25 protein-coding genes are annotated in these 21078 nt (G+C 35.2%); 20 read left to right on the forward strand and 5 right to left on the reverse strand.

What is annotated here, in order from left to right; translation table 11 throughout:
* Window positions 1–63: 63 nt before the first annotated feature.
* From rplU to GT641_RS01915, 13 genes are all read left to right on the forward strand, one after another.
* Window positions 64–372, forward strand: a complete 309-nt coding sequence (gene rplU / locus GT641_RS01855) for a 50S ribosomal protein L21 (protein WP_008400876.1) — start codon at window positions 64–66, stop codon at window positions 370–372.
* Between the two features lie 6 nt (window positions 373–378).
* Window positions 379–705: a ribosomal-processing cysteine protease Prp gene (locus GT641_RS01860; RefSeq protein WP_119963684.1), complete on the forward strand. Its 327-nt coding sequence runs from the start codon at window positions 379–381 to the stop codon at window positions 703–705.
* Between the two features lie 5 nt (window positions 706–710).
* Entirely contained in the window at window positions 711–998 is a 288-nt protein-coding gene (gene rpmA, locus GT641_RS01865; RefSeq protein ID WP_004850948.1) for a 50S ribosomal protein L27, read from the forward strand.
* A gap of 94 nt (window positions 999–1092) precedes the next feature.
* A complete protein-coding gene (obgE, locus tag GT641_RS01870; protein ID WP_119963682.1) occupies window positions 1093–2382 on the forward strand; it encodes a GTPase ObgE in 1290 nt (429 codons plus the stop codon).
* Between the two features lie 66 nt (window positions 2383–2448).
* Window positions 2449–2739 (forward strand): ribosome assembly RNA-binding protein YhbY, encoded by a 291-nt coding sequence (gene yhbY, locus GT641_RS01875; RefSeq protein WP_008400872.1) that lies wholly within the window; start codon window positions 2449–2451, stop codon window positions 2737–2739.
* Between the two features lie 16 nt (window positions 2740–2755).
* Window positions 2756–3376, forward strand: coding sequence for a nicotinate-nucleotide adenylyltransferase (gene nadD / locus GT641_RS01880; RefSeq protein WP_044945062.1), 621 nt, complete (start codon window positions 2756–2758; stop codon window positions 3374–3376).
* Between the two features lie 89 nt (window positions 3377–3465).
* Window positions 3466–4065, forward strand: a complete 600-nt coding sequence (gene yqeK / locus GT641_RS01885; protein ID WP_161116695.1) for a bis(5'-nucleosyl)-tetraphosphatase (symmetrical) YqeK — start codon at window positions 3466–3468, stop codon at window positions 4063–4065.
* A gap of 71 nt (window positions 4066–4136) precedes the next feature.
* Window positions 4137–4490 (forward strand): ribosome silencing factor, encoded by a 354-nt coding sequence (gene rsfS / locus GT641_RS01890; protein WP_021943889.1) that lies wholly within the window; start codon window positions 4137–4139, stop codon window positions 4488–4490.
* 19 nt (window positions 4491–4509) lie between these two features.
* Window positions 4510–5697: an HD-GYP domain-containing protein gene (locus tag GT641_RS01895; RefSeq protein WP_161116696.1), complete on the forward strand. Its 1188-nt coding sequence runs from the start codon at window positions 4510–4512 to the stop codon at window positions 5695–5697.
* Between the two features lie 14 nt (window positions 5698–5711).
* Window positions 5712–6473 (forward strand): hypothetical protein, encoded by a 762-nt coding sequence (locus tag GT641_RS01900; RefSeq protein ID WP_161116697.1) that lies wholly within the window; start codon window positions 5712–5714, stop codon window positions 6471–6473.
* 273 nt (window positions 6474–6746) lie between these two features.
* On the forward strand, window positions 6747–7127 hold the full coding sequence (locus GT641_RS01905) for a hypothetical protein (RefSeq protein WP_161116698.1): 381 nt from the start codon (window positions 6747–6749) through the stop codon (window positions 7125–7127).
* A gap of 1 nt (window position 7128) precedes the next feature.
* Window positions 7129–7659, forward strand: coding sequence for a HEPN domain-containing protein (locus tag GT641_RS01910; protein WP_119963670.1), 531 nt, complete (start codon window positions 7129–7131; stop codon window positions 7657–7659).
* Window positions 7660–7661: 2 nt separating this feature from the next.
* Entirely contained in the window at window positions 7662–7946 is a 285-nt protein-coding gene (locus tag GT641_RS01915) for a hypothetical protein (RefSeq protein ID WP_161116699.1), read from the forward strand.
* A gap of 119 nt (window positions 7947–8065) precedes the next feature.
* Here the strand turns inward: GT641_RS01915 and lexA are convergent, their stop codons facing one another.
* Complete coding sequence (gene lexA, locus GT641_RS01920) at window positions 8066–8689, reverse strand: transcriptional repressor LexA (protein ID WP_161116700.1); 624 nt, start codon at window positions 8687–8689, stop codon at window positions 8066–8068.
* A gap of 282 nt (window positions 8690–8971) precedes the next feature.
* Here lexA and GT641_RS01925 point away from each other — a divergent pair, with 282 nt between their 5' ends.
* On the forward strand, window positions 8972–9298 hold the full coding sequence (locus tag GT641_RS01925; RefSeq protein WP_008400861.1) for a LysM peptidoglycan-binding domain-containing protein: 327 nt from the start codon (window positions 8972–8974) through the stop codon (window positions 9296–9298).
* Window positions 9299–9474: 176 nt separating this feature from the next.
* On the opposite strand, the gene GT641_RS01930 is transcribed toward GT641_RS01925, so the two are convergent.
* Window positions 9475–10230 (reverse strand): ATP-binding protein, encoded by a 756-nt coding sequence (locus tag GT641_RS01930; RefSeq protein ID WP_161116701.1) that lies wholly within the window; start codon window positions 10228–10230, stop codon window positions 9475–9477.
* A 510-nt stretch (window positions 10231–10740) separates the two neighbouring features.
* On the opposite strand from GT641_RS01930, the gene GT641_RS01935 reads away from it, so the two are divergent.
* The 6 genes from GT641_RS01935 to GT641_RS01960 all read left to right on the forward strand — a co-directional run bounded on the left by GT641_RS01935 (window position 10741) and on the right by GT641_RS01960 (window position 18463).
* Window positions 10741–11511: a PD-(D/E)XK nuclease family transposase gene (locus GT641_RS01935; RefSeq protein ID WP_161116702.1), complete on the forward strand. Its 771-nt coding sequence runs from the start codon at window positions 10741–10743 to the stop codon at window positions 11509–11511.
* A gap of 365 nt (window positions 11512–11876) precedes the next feature.
* Entirely contained in the window at window positions 11877–12563 is a 687-nt protein-coding gene (locus GT641_RS01940) for a TnsA endonuclease N-terminal domain-containing protein (RefSeq protein ID WP_161116703.1), read from the forward strand.
* Window positions 12544–14463, forward strand: a complete 1920-nt coding sequence (locus tag GT641_RS01945) for a Mu transposase C-terminal domain-containing protein (RefSeq protein WP_161116704.1) — start codon at window positions 12544–12546, stop codon at window positions 14461–14463. The genes GT641_RS01940 and GT641_RS01945 overlap by 20 nt, the downstream gene beginning before the upstream one ends.
* A gap of 13 nt (window positions 14464–14476) precedes the next feature.
* Entirely contained in the window at window positions 14477–15502 is a 1026-nt protein-coding gene (locus GT641_RS01950; RefSeq protein ID WP_161116705.1) for an ATP-binding protein, read from the forward strand.
* Window positions 15468–16847 carry a hypothetical protein gene (locus GT641_RS01955; RefSeq protein ID WP_161116706.1) on the forward strand — a complete coding sequence of 460 codons (1380 nt, stop codon included), beginning with the start codon at window positions 15468–15470 and terminating at the stop codon, window positions 16845–16847. Before GT641_RS01950 ends, GT641_RS01955 begins: the two co-directional genes overlap by 35 nt.
* Window positions 16848–17407: 560 nt before the next feature.
* The gene (locus GT641_RS01960; protein ID WP_008400858.1) at window positions 17408–18463 is read left to right on the forward strand and encodes a tyrosine-type recombinase/integrase; all 1056 of its coding nucleotides are present in this window, start codon (window positions 17408–17410) and stop codon (window positions 18461–18463) included.
* A 299-nt stretch (window positions 18464–18762) separates the two neighbouring features.
* Here GT641_RS01960 and GT641_RS01965 read toward each other — a convergent pair whose 3' ends face one another.
* From GT641_RS01965 to lspA, 3 genes are all read right to left on the reverse strand, one after another.
* Entirely contained in the window at window positions 18763–19377 is a 615-nt protein-coding gene (locus GT641_RS01965; RefSeq protein ID WP_044944971.1) for a cytidylate kinase-like family protein, read from the reverse strand.
* Between the two features lie 242 nt (window positions 19378–19619).
* Complete coding sequence (locus GT641_RS01970; protein ID WP_161116768.1) at window positions 19620–20537, reverse strand: RluA family pseudouridine synthase; 918 nt, start codon at window positions 20535–20537, stop codon at window positions 19620–19622.
* A 4-nt stretch (window positions 20538–20541) separates the two neighbouring features.
* Window positions 20542–21057 carry a signal peptidase II gene (gene lspA, locus GT641_RS01975; protein WP_119963313.1) on the reverse strand — a complete coding sequence of 172 codons (516 nt, stop codon included), beginning with the start codon at window positions 21055–21057 and terminating at the stop codon, window positions 20542–20544.
* Between the last annotated feature and the right edge of the window lie 21 nt (window positions 21058–21078).

A 21078-nucleotide genomic window follows, 5' to 3' on the forward strand; every position in this document is an offset into this window, starting at 1 on the left:
TATAAGTTTGCATATTTTTATGCGACACCACAACTGGCGAGTTTGATTAAGGAGGTAAACCCTATGTACGCAATTATAGCAACAGGCGGTAAGCAGTACAAGGTAGCTGAAGGAGACGTAATCAGAGTTGAGAAGCTTGGAGCAGAAGCTGGCAGCGAAGTAACATTTGACGACGTTATTTTAGTAAGTACTGATTCAGACGTTAAATGTGGTGATGCAGTTGCAAACGCAACCGTTACAGCATCTGTAATTGGTGATGGCAAGGCTAAGAAGGTAGTTGTTTACAAGTACAAGAGAAAGACTGGCTATCATAAGAAGAATGGTCACAGACAGGCTTATACACAGGTTGAGATCAAGTCAATCAACGCATAATCTGTTATGATAAAGGTAACCATTTATAAAAATGCTAATTCAGACACGATGGGATTTTATTTATCCGGTCATGCAGGATATGCAGATTCAGGATCTGATATCGTATGCAGTGCTGTATCGGCACTTGCGATCACAGTTGTGAATTCTGTTGAAAGCTTTTGTGAGGAAGCATTTCATGTAGACAGCGATCAGAAAAACGGAGATATGAAGTTTCTGTTTGATGAACAGCCGGGACATGATGCCTTACTGATCATGGGAGTGTTTGAGACAGGTATTACGGATATCAGTGAATCCTATAGTGATTTTGTTTGTATAACCTTTAAGGAGGTGTAATTGAAATGATGAAGATGGAACTTCAGTTTTTTGCTCATAAAAAAGGTGTTGGTTCTACTAAGAACGGCAGAGATTCCGAGTCTAAGAGATTAGGAGCTAAGCGCGCTGACGGTCAGTTCGTTAAGGCTGGAAACATCCTTTACAGACAGCGTGGAACAAAGATTCATCCAGGTCTTAACGTTGGTATCGGCGGAGATGATACATTATTCGCTACAGCTGATGGTATCGTTAGATTTGAGAGAAAGGGTAGAGATAAGAAGCAGGTTTCTATTTACCCTGTAGTAAATGAGTAATATTACTTAGTTTATGCATGTTATTAGCCGGAGTAAATATAGTTTATTCCGGCTTTTTCTTTACATACGGATGTATGTATAAAGGAGGAAAGCAATGTTTGCAGACAGAGCCAGAATATTTATCAGAGCAGGAAAAGGCGGAGACGGACATGTATCCTTCCGTCGGGAGAAATACGTGCCGGACGGAGGTCCGGATGGCGGAGATGGCGGCAAAGGTGGAGACGTGATCTTTGTAGTAGATGAAGGTTTGAACACCCTGACTGATTTCAGACATATAACAAAGTACAGAGCACAGGATGGCGAACCGGGCGGTAAGAGAAACTGTCATGGCGCAAATGGTGCAGATGTTGTATTAAAAGTTCCACCTGGAACTGTCATTAAGGATTCTGAGACAGGGAAAGTGATCCTTGATATGGCAGATAAGAAAGAGCCGGTCGTACTGTTAAAGGGTGGACGAGGCGGACGAGGTAACCGTAATTATGTTACGTCAACCATGCAGGCTCCAAAGTATGCACAGCCGGGACAGCCGGCAAAAGAATTGATCGTTGATCTGGAACTTAAGTGTATCGCAGATGTCGGTCTTGTTGGTTTCCCAAGCGTAGGAAAATCAACATTTCTTGCAAGAGTTACAAATGCAAGACCAAAGATCGCAGAATACCATTTTACGACACTGACACCGAATCTTGGCGTAGTAGATCTCGGAGAGCATAACGGATTTGTTATTGCAGATATTCCGGGAATCATCGAAGGTGCAGCAGAGGGTGTCGGACTTGGTCTGGAATTCCTGCGTCATATCGAACGTACAAAGGTGATCATCCATATTGTCGACGCAGCTTCGATCGATGGCAGAGATCCGGTGAATGATGTAAAGATCATTAATGAAGAATTGAAAAAATATAATAAAGATATCGAAAGCCGTCCAACGGTTATAGCGGCAAATAAGATCGATGCCTTAGACGAGATTGGTTATGAGACCGTGATCGAGATGTTAAAAGAAGAATTTGAAAAAGACGGTGTAAAGATATTCCCGATCTCAGCAGTATCCGGCAAGGGTATTTCCGAGCTTTTATGGTATGTCAACGACCTTGTAAAGAATGCACCGGATGATGTGGTTGAATTCGAACCGGAGGTTGATCTCGACTTCCATGATAACCCGGATCTTCCGTTTGAGGTAAGCTACAATGAAGAAGATGAAGTATATGTGATCGAGGGACCTCGTATTGAACGTATGCTTGGATATACGAATCTGGAATCAGAAAAAGGATTTGAGTTCTTCCAGAAATTCTTAAAGACAAATGGTATCTTAGACCAGCTGGAAGCACTTGGAATCGGCGAAGGTGATACCGTTCGTATGTATGGACTGGAATTTGACTATTATAAATAAAGATAAATGTGATAACAAACCGGCAGGCGATCCTGCCGGTTACAGGATATAAGTTAGGAGTATACTATGACAAGTAAGCAGAGAGCATATTTAAAAGGACTGGCAATGAATATCGATCCAATCTTAAACATCGGTAAGAGTTCCCTGACACCGGAATTTACACAGTCTGTAAATGAAGCGTTAGAGGCAAGAGAGCTGGTTAAGATCTCAGTATTAAAGAATTGTCTGGATGATCCGAGAGAAATGGCTGCCATGATCGCAGAACGAACCAAATCAGAAGTTGTTCAGGTTATCGGCCGTAAGATCGTATTCTATCGTCCATCCAAAGAGCATAAGAAGATTGAACTTCCAAAATAATATGAAAGATCAGAATATGAAGATTGGAATTTTAGGCGGCAGCTTTAATCCGGTTCATAACGGCCATCTGGAGCTTGCAAAACAGGCTCTGGAGCAGTTTGCACTGGATCAGATCTGGCTGATGCCGAATCATATCCCGGCATACAAGAAGTGGGACAGATCGGTTACAAATGAAGACAGACTCCATATGGTAGAACTTGCAGTAAAGGATCATGACGGACTTCGTTGTTCGGATCTGGAATTACAGCGTGGCGGAGTTACCTATACCGTTGATACACTGGCACAGCTACATGAACAGTATCCGGATACGGAATGGTATTTTATCATGGGTGGGGATTCAATCCTTGCATTTGACAGCTGGAGAGAGCCGGGCAGGATTCTTTCTCTCTCTAAATTGATCGTTACAACAAGAGATCAGATCCAGGCGGAAGATGTCGATGCTAAGATCCGGCATTTAAAGAAAATATATGCAGATGCGGATATCAGACAGATGCAGATCCATCCGGTTGATGTGTCATCGTCCGGCATCCGGGAAGCTGTTAAAACCGGACAGGATATATCAGGAGCCGTACCAATGGCAGTATGCCGCTATATTAAGGAATATGGGCTATATCAGACGGATGAAAACCTTGATTAAATCCTTGTTCAACAGACAAATAATTGACGCAGATTGGTAAAACAGTATAATATAGTGCAGGAATAGTTTACAGGAGAAGGGGCAGAACAATGAACAGACAGGAAATGAGAGAGAAACTTCAGAAAAAACTGACAGATCGAAGATTTGAACATTCATTAGGGGTAGAATATGTATCTGGCTGTCTGGCTATGGTACATGGTGTAAATGTAGAAAAAGCAATGACTGCCGGACTGTTACATGATTGTGCAAAGTGCCTTTCACCAGAAGAAAAGATCGAGCGTTGTACGAAGAATAATCTTCCAATCAGCGAATGTGAATATAATAATCCTGAACTCCTACATGCCAAGCTTGGGGCATTTTATGCAAGGGAAAAATATGACGTAAAGGATCCTGATATTCTGTCTGCGATCGCATGTCATACCACAGGAAAACCGGCAATGAACATGCTTGAGAAGATCCTGTTTGTTGCAGATTATATCGAGCCGAACCGGAAACCATTAAAAGAGATCGAGGAGATCCGGAAGGAAGCATTTGCCGATATTGACAAATGCATCGTTCATATCCTGAAAAATACTTTATCGTATCTTGATACTACAACGGATGATACCGATCCGATGTCGATCGATACCTATAATTATTATGTTGCTCACCAGGCGGTAGCGGATAAGCTGAAAGAAGTCGATATTTAAACAGGCAACAATAAATAAACGAATGGGATACAATATTAAAACCAATATACAGAGCAGGAGGAGCGTCATATATGAATACAGCACAGGAAATGGCAGCAATTGTTTATAAAGCCCTGGATGATAAAAAAGCCTTTGATATTAAGATCCTTGATATTAAAAAGATCTCTGCTGTAGCTGATTATTTTGTTATTGCAGACGGAACAAACAAGAATCAGGTACAGGCGATGTGTGACAGTGTGGAAGAAGAAATGCACAAAGCCGGATATTCCTTAAAAAGTGTGGAAGGATATTCACAGGGAGGATGGATTTTGTTAGATTATTATGATATAATTGTTCATATCTTTTCGGATGAGGCACGCAGATTCTATGATATCGAACGTATATGGAATGATGCAGCCGATGTAACAAAGGATTTACTTTCATAGATATGTTTTTGGGGTAGGTATGAACGATAACAGATTATTAAAAGACAATTATATAAAGATCAATCATATAGCAGCGAAGTGTATGCGTTTTTTTGTTGCACTGGTAGTTGCGTTATGGGCATTCGCATTTTTCAGCAGAGAATGTAACCTTGTGGTGGTTACGATATGTATGGTTCTCTGCTGTATTTTTTCGCTTATTCCGACGCTTGTTATTGACTTTTTCAAGCATGACAGGAATGAGGCGATCAAATATGTAGTCATATGTATCGCAGTTTTTAACTGTATGATATTGAGCTCTGTATTTTCCCATATGGCACTGGTTGTCTGGATCTTCCCGATTCTGCTGACATCATTATATTATAATAAGACGCTGGTCGTATTTACCGCGCTGATGTCTACTGTTGGTGTTATCCTTGCAGATTTTATCAATCTTACATACTGTGATTTCATGGTTGCGCCGATTTATATGGACTATACAGACAGCATGGTCTTGTCGGTATTTCCATGTGTGATCACAATCCTGATCCTGTCACTCGTTGCATACTTCATCGTATCCAGAAACTCTACGATGCTGAATTCTGTAATTGATAACGCAGAAGAAGTAAAGAGCAATCAGAAAGAGCTGATATTTGCATTTGCTGAATTATCCGAGAGTAAATCCAAATATACAGGAGAACACATCAAACGTGTAGCAGATTACATGCGGGTGCTCGGAAAGGCATCCGGTTTTGATGATGATTACGTTGATAAGCTGTCAACGGCTGCCATGATGCATGACATCGGAAAGCTTATGATCAGTGAGGAGATCCTGGATAAGCCCGGTAAACTGACAGATGAAGAATTTGCGATCATGAAAAGTCATGTTCTCTATGGTGATGCACTTCTGGAGCATTGTCCGGGTGAGATCATGCAGATTGCAAGAACAATTGCAAAGGAGCATCATGAACGCTGGGACGGAACAGGATATCTAGGTATGAAAGGTGAGGAGATTGCCTATATCAGCCGTTTAATGGCGGTATGTGACGTTTTCGATGCACTTACCTCTGAACGGTACTACAAGCGCGGATGGTCCGTAGAAGAGACGTATAATGAGATCGTAAGCCTGTCCGGAAAGCATTTTGATCCACAGGTTGTAGAGCTGTTCAAGCAGAACTTTGATGCATTCAAGGAGATCGCAGAGAGACAGCCGGATAAACAGGTATATTAAGAGAGAGGGATTTTATGAGAGGATTTAAAAGAACTGTTAGTTTATTAATTGTTATATGTGTGATGATCACATGTTGTTCTGTAAACACGAATACTGCTGAAGCTGCTGCAATTACAGTTAAAAAAGGCAGCGATATTTCGGAAATAAAAATTAATGAAACAACTCAAAAGGTTACTGCAAAGGAAATAAGCCATAAAGCCGGCTGGTATAAAAAGTCAGGTGTGCAGTATTATTTTAATAAGAATAAAACGACGGCATCTTATAAATGGGAGAATAAGACTCTTTATCAGTGGAAAAACGGTAGTTTTAAAAAATATAATGGTGTCTGTAAATTAAGTGATGGTAAATATTATTACTTTAAAAAAGGTAAGAAAACAGCATATTCTGTAAAAAGTAATAAATGGAAAAAAGATAAGAAATCAGGACAGCAGTATTTCTTTTATAAAAATTCAAAATCTGCGTCTTATTTATATGATTCAAATAAAAAGACTGTTAAGAAGTGGGATAAATCTAAAAAGCAATATGCCCTGTGTACCGGATATGTAACATTAAGCGATGGTAAACGCTATAAGTTTACCAATGGTAAAAAAGATGTAACAAAAGTTACTCCTGCAAAAAAATACAATGATCCAGGTCCTGTAAATAATATTTTAAATAGTGGAAGAGCATATGGTTCAACATATGATAAAAATGGCAATGTAACATGTCATGTAGATAATTATGGATATGTTTACGATAAAAATGGAAATTATGCTGGATTTAATGTATATTATTAAAGGCGTATTTCTGAATATTGATAAAATAAAATGGAAAGCAGCTATTTGAATTATTCGGATGCATTCCATTCTATTTGGATGTATTGAAAGAATATTAAAGATTAAATAGTTTTATCGAAAGCTAAAATTCATTTTTGAAAGCCATTATTAGAATTTATATAAATGTCTGGACCTTATATAAATGTCTGGACCTTTTGCAAATATCTGAATCTCTGTTATAAATAATATGAATAGTTTAAATATTATATCTGATGTGAATTTGAGGTGAATAAAATGCAGAATGATCATATAGATCTGGCAGAATTAATAAATGCGAACAATCCTAATCTATGGGATTTTGAAATCCTAGATGGCATCAGTTTTATGAATTGTAACCGGATTCACCCTTTAAAGCAAAAAGAAATCCAGAAATTAGTAAATAGCTGTGCCGAGGATAACGGACTTGATGCGTTAATTATATTTGGAAGTTCGGTTGAATTTCGTTGTAACTCAAAAAGTGATATAGACATGGTAGTTATACGAAATGATGGTTGTAAAAAAGTGCCGAATGTTTTTTTTGAAATAAATAGTGACGTCGATATTTTGTTTGATATTGGTGAACGTTTAAAAAAGATTTTATGGGAGCATGGTGTATTAGTTTACAGGAGGGGATAGTATGTGTGATATTCGATATTTCAGAATGGCACGACATCATTTTATATCAGCAAAAGAAGCATTAAAATGTTTTAGTTGGGATGAACTATTTATTAATGATACTGCTTACAAACTTCAACAGTGTGTGGAATTTACATTAAAAGCCTTTTTGGAATGTAAAGGTGTAACAGTGCCGGAAACTCATCAGCTAAATAAACTGATTCGTATGTCGAAGGATAACGGATCGGCATGTATAATAACAGAGTGGTTGGAGAAAAATGCAATTCAAATAACAGAATGGGAGAGTCAGACCAGATATAATTTTGATTACTATCTTGAATTACAGCAAATTCAGGAAGCAATATCTGAAATTGACAAATTTCTGAGCGTAAACGGCTTAACAGATATTAGGGATCCGGAAATAACGAAGGATATCGAAGAAAAATTGTTAAGCATAATTCCTAAAAATTACGCTCCTACAGACAATTTTGAATTAAATGTGTATTATCATATATTTAAGAAAAGATTGAGTCAGAAAAAGGTTGCTGAATAAAAATGCATTCAAAAAAATTAAAACGGCTATGTGAAGCAGCAAATGGTTCGGACTGGATGCCATGCCTGATGCAGGAACTGCCAACAGATACGGAACCATTTAACCTGCTTATGATCGTTACGGGTAAAACGGATGAGATATGCGGTAAATATTCCTATCAGCTAGATGATTATATGCATAAACGCGGTATCGAACATATCTTTTATGATACCACAGGCGGTCATCAGACGGTAGTATGGCAGAATGCCTTATATAATTATGCAAAGAAGCTGTTTGTAAATCAATAAAATGCACCTCTGAAATGATCAGCATTTATTATGCCGGTCATATTGAGGTGCATTTTTGATGTGCAAAATATATTTCTGTACTAATCGTTTTTATCCGGAAAGCACTTATCTAAATCAGATCAGATAAAATTACGGAACAGACCGATCACACGTCCGAGAATCTCACAATTTTCAACAATGATCGGGTCCATATAATCATTTTCCGGCTGTAAACGAATATAACCATTTTCTTTATAAAAGGTCTTAACTGTTGCAGAATCCTCGATCAATGCAACGACGATTTCGCCATTTCTGGCAGAAGAGCACTGCTCAACAATTACAAGATCCTTTTCATAAATACCTACATTGATCATACTGTCACCCTTTACACGAAGCATAAAGGTCTGGTTATTCGTATTATGAATATATTCCGGTGGAACAGGAAAGTAGTCTTCGATGTTCTGTTCTGCAAGGATCGGCTGACCACAGGAAACCGTTCCAACTATAGGAATATTTACCAGTTCCCGTTTTGTCAGTGAAAAATCATCGTCTATGATCTCAATCGAACGGGACTTTGTCAGATCCCTTCTGATATATCCCTTTGCCTCTAATGATGATAACTGAGCGTGTACAGAAGAAGTTGACTTCAGATCAACAGCCTGACAGATCTCTCTGATTGATGGCGGATACCCCTTTGCAAGAATCTCATGACGTATATATTCAAGGATCTGAGTTTGCTTATCCGTGAGCTTTTCTTTTCCCATATGTAAATCCTCCTAAATGTATTAAAAAAACTTATATGAATAATAGTAGCACATAATTGTTCGTTTTGCAAACAAATGTTCTCTTTCTTGTGTGCGTTTTTTTACTCATCCATACTGGTATTATAAAGAAGTCATCGGGATATGACGAATATATTTTCGAATAATCCATACAAATGTTCGGAAATATATTGACAAATGAACAACTGTTCGATATAATTTATTCAAACATTTGTTCAGAAGATTATATTACATATAGATTTTAATTCTAAGGAGGAAGAGAACATGAAGAACGTAGTAAGATTTATCAGTACAAAAAAGATTTTCATTATAGCAGGTATTATCCTGGTTACAGTATTATATATCCTTATATCCCATAAGGATTCACCAGCAACCAGCGCGTCGAACGCAAGTAAGAAATATTATAAATGTATCACCATAGAAGAAGGAGATACCCTGTGGGATATCGCAAATGAATATAAGACAGAAGAGTATGCTTCCACACAGGCTTATATCGATGAAGTGCTTGCGATGAATAATCTGAATACAGATGTCATCGTAGATGGAACTAATTTACTGATTCCATATTATAAAGTAAATGATTACGAATAAATAATAAAAAGTATCTGTTATAAAATGTTATATGGTTTATCTGTTTAAAACAGATTTGCCTTATAAGAGGATAAAAACAGATACTTTTTTATTCAAAATATAACTATATATATTTATAATACACAGAATTCGTGGTATAAAGAATCATAATTATCGAATTACATAATAGAATGTGCTCATTTGGCATCTTTATTGTAAAGTCTTGGATTGTCGATCTTTACAGGCCAGCCATCCGGAGTTCCCCGTTCGATAGCGGAAAAAATCCGCTGCTTGCAGCCGGGAGTTTCCTTTTCCAACTTCGCCAGAGTTTGTTTTGCATATTCACGTTTCGTATATCCATCGGCAGGACAAGGGCTCTTGATAACAGGAAGCTGCATATCATTTTTAAAAGAGATAATTTCACCTTCGTTTATATACATAAGAGGGCGAATAACCATCAATTCACTTTTATCCAGATATGTTTTAGGTGAGAATGTATGGATTCTGCCTTCATATAATAATGACATAAGGAAGGTTTCAATAAAATCATCCTTATGATGCGCATAAGCAATCTTGTTACATCCAAGATCATTTAATTTCTGATTTAATGCGCCTTTTCGCATTTTAGCGCATAAAGAACATGGATTTTTCTCTTTTCGGACATTGAATACAATATCATATATTTCTGTATCTACAATATAATAAGGGACATCCAGTCCTTTACATAATTGTTCGATCTTTGCAGTATCAAAATTATCAAAGCCGAGATTAACTGTAATAGCGATCAGATCAAATTTTTTTGGATAGAATCGTCGTAATTCAGCCAGAGCATAGAGTAAAGTCAGGCTGTCCTTACCACCGGAAATACCAACTGCAATTTTATCACCATTATCGATCATTTCATATGAATCGATGGCACGTCTTGTATAACTTAATAACTTTTGTAATTTCATATAATTACCTCAAAATGAAAAGATTTGTTTCATAACCGTGTATATTATACTTATAAAAGAAATTGGTTTCAAGAAAATATTGATGAAAGAATTGCTGTCGATTAAACTAATTTTGGGACAAAGCAGAAGATAATAATATCAAGAATATAGGTTATTTTCTGTTTGTCCAATTTTTTTGTCCTGAATTTAACTTAAATAAATAAACTCAAAGTCCGGACAATGTAGATTCATTTAAGTGAATTTGGGACAAAGTAGAAAAATTAAACCAAAGTCCGGACAAAGTAGAAGTATATCATATATTTAAGGTATTTAAAATAGTGTAACGGAAACTATTCATATGTTCTATTAATTATGGTATAATTAATATATAATTAATCATCCGAAATACGGAGTTATACAGACAGGAGTGGAATGATGGCAACAATGCCAAAACGGGCAAAGGCATTGTTAGGGTTTCCCTTCTTTGCTTTTATTACGGTTTGGCTTTTGTAATAAACGAAGGAGGAAAACATGGAAGATTTTAGGAAGGAAGTTTTGGAAACGGCAAGGGGATTGAGGTTGATGGATGATGTCTTTTTTCGCCTGATCGGAGAGAGAAAAGATGTTGTTGAAGAAATTCTCAGAACCCTACTAGATGAAAAGGATCTGGTTGTAATTGAGTGCAGCACACAGAAAGTAATATCCAATTTATTCAGAGGTGTTACCCTGGATGCATTATGCAAGCTCAAAGATGGACGGTATGTGAATGTGGAAGTCCAGAAAGATTCTGGTAATGATGATATTCGCCGATGCCGATTCCATCAATCTATTATTACAGCGAAGGTTACACCAAAGGGAACCAAATTCAAGGATATTCCGGATGTAATCGTTATATATATCACAGGATATGATGCATTAAAGAACGGTCAGGCAATAACCTGTGCTGAAATGTGTCAACTGGTAAATGGTATATATCAGCCGCTTGATGATGGCGCAAAAACCATTTATGCAAATACAGTCATAAATGATGGAACAGATCAATCTGAACTGTTGGCGTTGTTTGAAAAAAGAGATACTTTTAGCAGTGCAAAATTTCCGAAACTCAGTGAAGCAATTAAGTATTATAAGGATGATGAGAAAGGGGCTGGTAGTGTGTGTAATAGTGTTGAGGAACTTGCAAAATTATATGCAGATGAACGGATTATTGGTATTGTAAATAATCTTATCAAACAAGGTCTTACAGATGAACAGATAGCTTCTGCAACAGGGCTTACACCAGAAGCAGTTCACGATCTCAGATAAGGTGAATATTTATTGCAACTTAAAGACAGAGATATGGTAATACATATTTCTGTCTTTTTTTATTGCATTTTTTTGTATATTCATGTAGAATTAAACAAATTAAACCATATAAAAAGAACAGCTAAACTTTGGCCGGTTGCGCTGTTCTCCTTAAATGATATTAACTAAAAGGCATAGTCTGCCTTGTCGTTACTTTTTTATGACATAAATTATATGTAATAATTATCTGCTATTTATTATTACATATTAGTGTTACAATGTCAATCGTTTTTCTACGAAATTCCCCTGTAATTGTACAGTTAATATTCATGGAAAGTATATGTGGTCTAATCTTTTTAAATTATTAAATAAGGAGGATTACGACTATGAAATATAAATTTTCTGAGCCGTTAGAGATGCCACGGGCAACCCATTATGGTAGTAATTATTGGATGTTTGAATCCAGAAAACTTCATCGGAGAGTTACTGCCTATTCAAATTTAGAATATGAAAATCTGCTTATACTGGAAATGAGCCATCATATTGAATTTTTTTGTGAACAACCTTATAAAGCAACCGTATTTATTGGTGATAAAGAAATAAATACCATTTTTGATGTTTATGTGGTTTATAGAGATGGGAGAGAAGAATTTCAAGAGGTGAAATATCAGGAAGAAATTGATTCTGATAACTCTAAAGGTGAGCGAAGTCGGAATCAACTTGTAGCTCAAAAGATATGGTGTATGCAAAATGGATTTGATTATAACCTTCGTACAGACAAAGAAATTGAAGATGGAAAATTTTATATAAGAAATTTAGCATACTTAGCTGCAAAAGCAAGACGGTTTCATATTAATTCAGATACAGCGGATGAGGCAATAATAAATTATCTTTCACTTGTAAATAAAACGACTATAGGCTTCCTTGTAAGTAGCGGACGTTTTGAATATGGTAGAACGATGGATTATCTTGCTGATCTGTATTATAGAGGAATTATTGATTTATCAGATATCCACAATGAATGTATAAGTAATAGAACTGAGGTGATTTTTAATGGCAGAAAAAAGATTTGATATTAATGAATTGAGAAGTATTCGAGAAAACTGGAATGATATACCATCAGAAGTGATACCAGAAAAATATCGGGAAATATATATAAAACGTAAAAAGGCCGTTGATATGTATATTGATGGATATTCAACCCAGACTATTTTGGATAGAACAGGTATTGGACATAATCATATTACAGAATTTATCTTGAAATGTATAACTATGGAAGATGAAGGATTTATTGGATATCAGGGGCTTATTCCTTACACTAGAATAACTCCGAAGCCCCAAAAAGAATCTGGCAATTTTTCTAAATTGATTAAGACATATCCAACACTTAAAGACTTTATCGCAGGCAATTTCTTTGGAGATAAAAAATATACCCTAGAAAAAAATATGAATTTCAAAACATTACATAATAAATTTTTATCAGAGTGTTTGAAACTGGGTATTCAGCAACATGAATATCCATTCAATACATCAACGAAAGGGTATGTATCTCTTTGCAAATATGTAAAGACATTGCAGAAGGAAAATATCAGTAAACAAGCAGAACGGGAATCGAAAGATAACAGACAGAAGCTTCATTCTACAGGTATTGGCAAAAGATATACTCATAACGCTTTGATTCCTTTTTCTGTTGTTCAGGTGGATGGACATATTATGGACATCCAATACAATGTTGAAATATATAATACAGATGGAACTATAAGTAAAATTGTTGCCACAAGAGCGTGGCTATTTGCAGTAATAGATGTTGCCACAAGATGTATATTGGGATTTTCTGTATCCCAGGAATTTAATTACAATCAGTATGATGTGATTGAGGCAATAAAAAACGCCATCGTTCCTCGTGAAAGAATGGCATTTACAACAAAAGGTTTTAGATATCCCGAAAATGGAGGATATTATTCTCTGGCTTTTCCAGAGCTTAGATATGTATTGTTTGATACTCTGATGCTGGATAACGCAAAATCGCATTTAGCCGGACATACCGTAAATAAAATTGTTGATGAACTTAAATGTTCTATAAATTTTGGATCGGTAGCAACTCCAGAAACAAGAGGGATTATAGAGCGTTTTTTTGGTGGATTGGAAACGAGAGGATTTCATAAATTACCATCTACAACAGGATCTAATATAAGAGATTTAAAGAGGAGAGAACCGGAAAAGGCTGCCGTTAAATACGATATAACCTATGATGAGATATTAGAATTACTTGAGGTTTTAATAGCTGAATATAACAATACTCCTCATGGTGGACTAGATAATCTTACTCCTCTCGAATCTATGAGAAAGAAAATTTTTGAAGCTGGTATGAGTCCAACACTTGCGGATGCTTCAATGATAAAAGCTATAGAACAGCTTGATTATAGAACGACTACCAGAAAAGTAGTTGGAGGGAAAAATGGAAAACGTGCATACATAAATTTTCTGGGAAGCGAGTATAGAAGTAACGAATTATCATTGACAGGAACATATATTGGCCAGACTATTACAATTATATATAATCCGAGAGATATATCGTCTGTGGAAGCATATACAAAAAACGGATTATATATTGGAACACTTATAGCAAGAGGGGAATTTGGAACAAAATCTCATTCGGTAAAGACAAGAAAAAATGTAAAAAAATTTGCCCGTGAAAGAGGACGGGAAAAACTTGAATTTGATACGCCTATCACAGCTTATGAACAATCTTTATATGATAAAGGAAAAAAGGACAGAAGATCTGCCACGAAAGCAGATATTGTACGAAGGGAACAGGGTAAAGACATTCCATCTGTAGCAAAGCAGCAAGAAAATGTTTCAACTGATATTAGCAAGTTAAAACCCGAAGTACAAAATGCTAAAGATTTAAAATATGAAGATATAAAGGATCTTGATGCATATGCCTTATATAAAATAATGTTTGGATCGTAAGGAGAGGGTAGTTATGAATAATATCAAAATAGAAGTCCAAAATGGAGACTCATACGAAAATATTTCTAATATGACATTGAGATATATTTCATCCATTAATTTTATCATTCCAACCAAGAATATTCTTGAACTAGAAAAAATCATTTATACATGGGTCCGGATTGGAGCGACTGGGGCATGTATATGGGGGAGACCAAGGCTTGGCAAAACCTATGCTGTTCAATATATAACAGATGGTATTCATAAAAAATTTGGTGATAATTTTCCTGTGTTGATATGGAATATAACAGATCATGCTGATACTGAGAGAAATTTTTATGCTTCAATATTATTAGCTCTGGGGTATTCTATAAATTTGGCATATAGAATGAATACTGCATTAGTGCTTAAAGAAAAACTGTTGAATATACTTGAAACTATGGCGTGTGATACACCGCATAGAAAGATTATATTTATGATTGATGAAGCTTGGAAACTTTGTGATAAAGATTTTTCATGGCTTATGGATTTATATAATAATCTAAATAATAAAGATGTTCAGCTAGTATGTTTTTTATTTGGTACCAGGGAATTAAAAGATCTGAAAAACGAATTTAAGCTCCGCGGAAAAGATCAAATAGTAGGGCGCTTTATGATTTACGAAAAACAGTTTATGGGAATAAATAATAAATCTGAATTGGCTTTTTGCCTATCTGCATTTGATTCATTACATATGGTAAATTCTAACCGGCTTGAATTACAAGAAACAATAAAGGAATACTATTTCCCTAATGCACATAAGAATCAAAGTTTTTTCAATTTGGCGGATGATTACTGGAATGCGTTTCAAAGTGTAAAAGCCAAATATAATATAATGGCAGAAGATATTCCAATGAAATATTTAATTGACAGTTTTAATATCTGTCTGGATCTATTTGGAATTGATAGTATAACTCCGGTAGTTTTTCCAACATTGGAAGAACTTATCGAAAGTATTGAATTTTCCGGGTATGGTGAATCTGACGATGAATACGAACACAAGAAAAAGCATAGAAGATAATAGGGATAAATTACATTGGTATTTATGGAGAAAAGAATGGGTTCGACCATATGAATCTATTTTTAGCGTAATAAGAAATTTTTGTAAAATCAATGTAATTAATGCCATTGACCTATTAAATAAATTAGAACTAAATCAAACAAATTCCGGGCTCTTTAATGGGTATTTGATGTGTGGTTGCAATATTACATTAGAAAAGCAAAAATTAAAGCCTTTATTTGATATTTTGTTACCGGATAATTATTTCGATACCTTAAAGATCTTTAACACAAATAATGAAGAATTAAACCGAACAATTATAGAACGGCAATTTGTGTATTGTCCCAAATGTATGTCAGAAAATTATCACTCGATGTATCATAATATTGTAAATATGGATTGTTGTGTTTTTCATAAGCAGCCATTGATACATAGTAATATTTCATTTGATCTACGTTCTATTAGATATTCAGATGGTAAAGATGCTGATATGAATGTTCGCAATGCAATATTGCCATGTGAGAGAAAGTTCAAGAATAATGTTTTTAGCCTACGCAGAGAGAAATATGATATTTTTATTCCGATTGCAAAGAAAAAACAGGAAAATATAAATTATATAAACATCGAAAAACCTTTTAAAGACGATAACACGGCAGATAGAGAATTTAAAATACCAGTTTATAAAAATTCGCTGTTTGAGTTTAACGAAAGATTTTTAAACTGGTTTATAGTGGAACAGAAGATGTGTCATTCCCTGGTATATGAATCACAAGGAAATAGATTTAGAACCAGTGATATATCCGCATTAGTAAGTAATTCTCATTTTAAAGGATATAGTCATTATGTGAATTTGTTTTTATACTATAAATTCAGAGAGGCCATAAGAGCATCAGGCATGGATAAGTATATTAAAGACAAGGAAAACAATATGCCAATACTAAAGGATCCTGAATTATATATAAGTGTAGAAGATAAAGAACTTATATGTGGGAGCTTTATTGCTGCAGTATTAGGAACCTGGCATCTTGCTGACACATTTAATTCATATTGGGTAATGCATCCAACCAGTAGTTTAAATGGACTCAGAAAAAGAAACAAGGAAATAAATCTATTATCCATAATAGATGATATTCCCCAAAATTGCATAGGAATAAATGATTGTACGATGGTTCAAATTATATTGGCAATATTGAACGATCAGTATGATTATATGTATACACAGGCATTTAATAAAGTGCTGGTAAATAAAAAAGTTGTAGCTTATAATATTGATATGGGATTGGTGTTGCCTGAATATTATATATGTCATTGTGAAAAGGATGATTATTATAAAATCCTTAGATATAATAAAAGTAAGGAATATTAATTGCTTCAATTTAACGAAATAATTAAGCGTACATTGTCCCAACTTTAGGTTAAATATTCTACATTGTCCCGAATTTAAGTTTAATATTTTCTCAAAATATTCTACTTTGTCCGGACTTTGAGTTTAATATTCTACATTGTCCCGAATTTGAGTTTAATATTTTTTCAAAATATTCTACTTTGTCCGGACTTTGAGTTTAATATTCTACATTGTCCTGAATTTAGGTTTAATTATTAAAGTGGAATTTGGGACAAAGTATTCTAAATTCATATAAAAAGGGGATTGTCCTAAATTTGGTTTATTTATTGTCCCAAATTTAGTTAAATAGACAATTGCACTCAGAGGCAGAGTGTGATATAACTAATTTAGCAGATATAACTTTTCGCAAAACTCAGGTTTTACGAAAAAACATAATTAAATATACACCACATTTAAATGATATTCTGCAATTACATCAATTTTTGATATACATTTAACAGATATTATATATAAAAACATACACGGAATCAATAAATAATATATAAATATATTGTTAGTAGAAAGGAAAAAGGTAATTCCAAATGGCAAACGAATATACAAATGACATCAATATAAAAAATACAATTCTTCTACGAAATATTCTAGCAGAGCTTCCTTCATATGTTAAGATTGTTTTTCGTGGGATTGAAAATCGAACTTCATCCAGAACACGGCTTGGATATGCCAGAGATATAAAAACATTTTATAACTTTTTATGCAGCGAATGCCCACAGTTTCGAGGACGAAAACCGATTGATATCACATTGGAGGATATATCAGCCCTCGAAGCTGAAGATATTGAAGAATATCTGGAATATCTTAAGTATTATGAAAAGGATGGAAAGGTCTATACGAACGCTGAACGGGCTATTAAACGTAAATTATCTGCATTAAGGGTATTCTATGCATATTTGTATAAAAACGACCGTATAAAGTCAAATCCGGCTGAAAAAGTGGATATGCCAAAGATTCATGGTAAGACAATAACCAGACTGGATACAAATGAGGTCGCAGATTTCTTAGATGCTGTTGAATATGGTGATCATTTAACCAAACACCAACAGGCATATCATGCAAAGACAAAGGTTCGTGATCTTGCAATTTTGACGCTCATGCTTGGAACAGGTATCCGTGTATCTGAATGTGTTGGAATCGATCTTAAAGATGTGGATTTTAATAACAGCCGCGTAAAAGTTACCAGAAAAGGCGGTTATGAATCTTATGTTTATTTTGGTGATGAAGTTACAGACGCATTAACAGATTATCTTGAGGAACGCAAACATATAGAGCCGGTATCAGGATATGAAAATGCTCTCTTCCTCTCCAGCCAAAAAAAACGAATGTCTGTTCGATCTGTTGAAATGCTGGTAAAAAAATATTCAGAAGGCGTTATCCCTTTGAAGCATATTACTCCGCATAAATTAAGAAGTACCTATGGCACAGAATTGTACCGAGAAACCGGTGATATTTATCTGGTTGCGGATGTTCTTGGTCACAGCGATGTAAATACAACAAGAAAACATTATGCAGATATGGATGAGGACAGGCGGCGAAGTGCCAGGAATCGTGTTCAATTACGAGAAAAACGTGATGATTAAATCAGTTGTAACTCCCCTATGCAATAAAGTATAAACGTTATTAGAATAAAGAACATTCTTTGAAAATTAATAAAAGAATAATATTAAGTATATGATATGAAAAATGCGCCGGGAAATATCTCTCAGCGCATTTTTTCATTATGTAATATCGTGAGCATAACTCACTCAATGCATTCGAAAAATCGTCCCTTGCAAGCAAGCGATTTTTCATCATTATATCATGTGCTTCGCACATTCTATGCATTTCGCAAAATCAGCATCCTTGCGAGCAAATAATTTTGCGTTCATTATATCATGGTCTAATACTTTGTAACGGCATCGTATAACATATCTACACAATTATCAATTCCAAACTGGCTGGAATTCAGGCAGATGTCATAGCCTTTCATCTCACCCCAACGCTTGGACGTGTAATAATTGTAATAGGATGCTCTTGATTTGTCTTCTTTGCGGATCAAATCCTTTGCTTTCGCATCTGTAAGTTCGTATTTCTTTGCAATACGTTTTATACGATCATCAATATCTGCATATATAAATGCATTTACAACGTTAGAATAATCTCTTAAGGCATAATCTGCACAACGACCTACAAATACACAGGTACCATCTTTTTCAGCAATAGATTTGATAGTGTCAAATGCAGCCAGAAAAACTTTATGATTTAATGGCAATTCACCGGATGTTCCGAATCCTAATGAATATGGATCCATAACTAATGTATAGAGAAAACTGTTTGTTGGTTTCTCGTCAAAGTTCTCAAATAATTCTTCGCAGATACCACTGTCTCTTGCTGCGATCTTTAAAAGTTCCTTATCATAAAACGGAATACCAAGTTTTTCAGCAAGTTTCTGTCCAACTTCTCTTCCGCCGCTTCCAAACTGTCGTCCTATTGTTATAATTTTATTGCAAGCCATAATAAAAGCCCCCTTTGCAAGTATGATTTTTATTTGCTGTAAAAAACAAACTACGGTTTTCTGTATAAAAACCATAAAATTGTTTATTTTTTATAATAAAAATTATAACATTTCCACAAAAAAATGTAAATCAAAAAATTCGTTTTATATCTAAAAATAATATAAAACGAATTTAATAAATTAATGGAAGAATATTCAAACGAATATCTTTTTAGGAATGAGATTTTACTATCCTCAGACATTTAAAGCTCTAACTGTTTTAACAACTTTTGGAAATACTCAGGAAGTTCACTTGAAAATTCTACATATTCTTTTGTGGATGGATGAATAAAACCAAGTACACCGGCATGAAGTGTCTGTCCCTGCAGATGATATGGCTGATTTTTAGGTCCATATATGGCATCTCCTAACAACGGATGCTTAATATATGACATATGAACACGAATCTGATGCGTTCTTCCTGTCTCTAACTGACATTCAATCAGGCAGAAATTGTTTTTTAGCTTTTTCAGAACTTTATAGTGAGTTACTGCATTTCTACCATTTTTATAGTTGACTGCCATTTTTTTTCGATCTGTCGGATGTCTTCCGATAGGCAGATCAACGATACCTTCATCTTCTGTAAAATAATTAAAACAGATTGCATAATATTTTCTTGTGATTGAATGGACAGCAAGCTGTTCTGACAGAAAATTATGAGCAGCATCATTTTTACAGACAACAAGGAGCCCGGTTGTATCCATATCTATTCGATGGACAATACCGGGGCGAAGTTCTCCGTTGATCCCTGACAGAGAATCTTTAAAATGATACATTAAGCCATTCACAAGTGTACCGGAATAATGCCCGGGAGCCGGATGAACAACCATTCCCTTTGGTTTATTTACAATAATAATATCCTCATCTTCATATACGATATCAAGTGGAATATTCTCCGGTTCAATCTCAACGGATGCAATACTCGGAATCGTAATGTCTATTCTGTCACCGGACGCGATTTTCAGACTTGGTTTTGCTTTTTTATCATTCACCAGTATATTCCCATCATCTAACAGCTTTTTCAGAAAAGAGCGTGAATAATTGTCAAAATAATCGGCTAAGGCCTTGTCAACTCGCTTATCTGTCCAGTTTTCATCTGCTTCTATATTATAAGTTTCCATATATTTATTCTTGATCAGAGCCCTTTTTAGACCTTCCAAACAGATCTTCCAGTTCATTATCCTTATATTTAAACAAGATAAGGATAAGCAGAATGATCATACTACAAGTTACATAGATATCGGCAACATTAAAGACAGGAAAATTAATCAGACGGAAATCAAACATATCTATAACGTAACCAAGGCGGATGCGATCGATCATATTGCCAACTGCGCCCGAAAATACAAATAAAAACAGGATCCTGAGATCTTTATATTTATCCATCTTTAACATTTTAATATAAAAGTATACGAGGAATATCAGTACAAGCAGTGTAACAGCTAATAGCAAGATACGTTTTCCCTGTAAACTACCCCATGCTGCTCCACGATTCTGGATATAGGTGATGTGAAATACATTTTTTATGACTGGTATTGTATCGGATAACGCCATATGGCTTGTGATCAGGAATTTTACAAGCTGATCCAGACCAATCAGTAAGAATACACTTACGATTGCAAATATACTGTTTTTTTTCATTCTGATTTCCTTTCTATGATT

Origin of the sequence: Clostridium sp. BIOML-A1, assembly GCF_009874105.1 — a bacterium.
GTDB lineage: Bacteria > Bacillota > Clostridia > Lachnospirales > Lachnospiraceae > Coprococcus.

Excerpts from the sequence above, each read along its gene's own strand:
- GT641_RS01900 (WP_161116697.1), top strand. The coding sequence starts at position 5,712 with ATGAGAGGATTTAAAAGAACTGTTAGTTTATTAATTGTTATATGTGTG.
- GT641_RS01960 (WP_008400858.1), top strand. The coding sequence starts at position 17,408 with ATGGCAAACGAATATACAAATGACATCAATATAAAAAATACAATTCTT.
- obgE (WP_119963682.1), top strand. The coding sequence starts at position 1,093 with ATGTTTGCAGACAGAGCCAGAATATTTATCAGAGCAGGAAAAGGCGGA.
- rpmA (WP_004850948.1), top strand. The coding sequence starts at position 711 with ATGATGAAGATGGAACTTCAGTTTTTTGCTCATAAAAAAGGTGTTGGT.
- yhbY (WP_008400872.1), top strand. The coding sequence starts at position 2,449 with ATGACAAGTAAGCAGAGAGCATATTTAAAAGGACTGGCAATGAATATC.
- GT641_RS01945 (WP_161116704.1), top strand. The coding sequence starts at position 12,544 with ATGGCAGAAAAAAGATTTGATATTAATGAATTGAGAAGTATTCGAGAA.
- GT641_RS01930 (WP_161116701.1), bottom strand. The coding sequence starts at position 10,230 with ATGAAATTACAAAAGTTATTAAGTTATACAAGACGTGCCATCGATTCA.
- lspA (WP_119963313.1), bottom strand. The coding sequence starts at position 21,057 with ATGAAAAAAAACAGTATATTTGCAATCGTAAGTGTATTCTTACTGATT.
- GT641_RS01915 (WP_161116699.1), top strand. The coding sequence starts at position 7,662 with ATGCATTCAAAAAAATTAAAACGGCTATGTGAAGCAGCAAATGGTTCG.
- rplU (WP_008400876.1), top strand. The coding sequence starts at position 64 with ATGTACGCAATTATAGCAACAGGCGGTAAGCAGTACAAGGTAGCTGAA.
- GT641_RS01905 (WP_161116698.1), top strand. The coding sequence starts at position 6,747 with ATGCAGAATGATCATATAGATCTGGCAGAATTAATAAATGCGAACAAT.
- GT641_RS01895 (WP_161116696.1), top strand. The coding sequence starts at position 4,510 with ATGAACGATAACAGATTATTAAAAGACAATTATATAAAGATCAATCAT.
- rsfS (WP_021943889.1), top strand. The coding sequence starts at position 4,137 with ATGAATACAGCACAGGAAATGGCAGCAATTGTTTATAAAGCCCTGGAT.
- GT641_RS01910 (WP_119963670.1), top strand. The coding sequence starts at position 7,129 with ATGTGTGATATTCGATATTTCAGAATGGCACGACATCATTTTATATCA.
- GT641_RS01965 (WP_044944971.1), bottom strand. The coding sequence starts at position 19,377 with ATGGCTTGCAATAAAATTATAACAATAGGACGACAGTTTGGAAGCGGC.
- yqeK (WP_161116695.1), top strand. The coding sequence starts at position 3,466 with ATGAACAGACAGGAAATGAGAGAGAAACTTCAGAAAAAACTGACAGAT.
- GT641_RS01970 (WP_161116768.1), bottom strand. The coding sequence starts at position 20,537 with ATGGAAACTTATAATATAGAAGCAGATGAAAACTGGACAGATAAGCGA.
- nadD (WP_044945062.1), top strand. The coding sequence starts at position 2,756 with ATGAAGATTGGAATTTTAGGCGGCAGCTTTAATCCGGTTCATAACGGC.
- lexA (WP_161116700.1), bottom strand. The coding sequence starts at position 8,689 with ATGGGAAAAGAAAAGCTCACGGATAAGCAAACTCAGATCCTTGAATAT.
- GT641_RS01935 (WP_161116702.1), top strand. The coding sequence starts at position 10,741 with ATGGAAGATTTTAGGAAGGAAGTTTTGGAAACGGCAAGGGGATTGAGG.
- GT641_RS01925 (WP_008400861.1), top strand. The coding sequence starts at position 8,972 with ATGAAGAACGTAGTAAGATTTATCAGTACAAAAAAGATTTTCATTATA.
- GT641_RS01950 (WP_161116705.1), top strand. The coding sequence starts at position 14,477 with ATGAATAATATCAAAATAGAAGTCCAAAATGGAGACTCATACGAAAAT.
- GT641_RS01940 (WP_161116703.1), top strand. The coding sequence starts at position 11,877 with ATGAAATATAAATTTTCTGAGCCGTTAGAGATGCCACGGGCAACCCAT.
- GT641_RS01860 (WP_119963684.1), top strand. The coding sequence starts at position 379 with ATGATAAAGGTAACCATTTATAAAAATGCTAATTCAGACACGATGGGA.
- GT641_RS01955 (WP_161116706.1), top strand. The coding sequence starts at position 15,468 with ATGAATACGAACACAAGAAAAAGCATAGAAGATAATAGGGATAAATTA.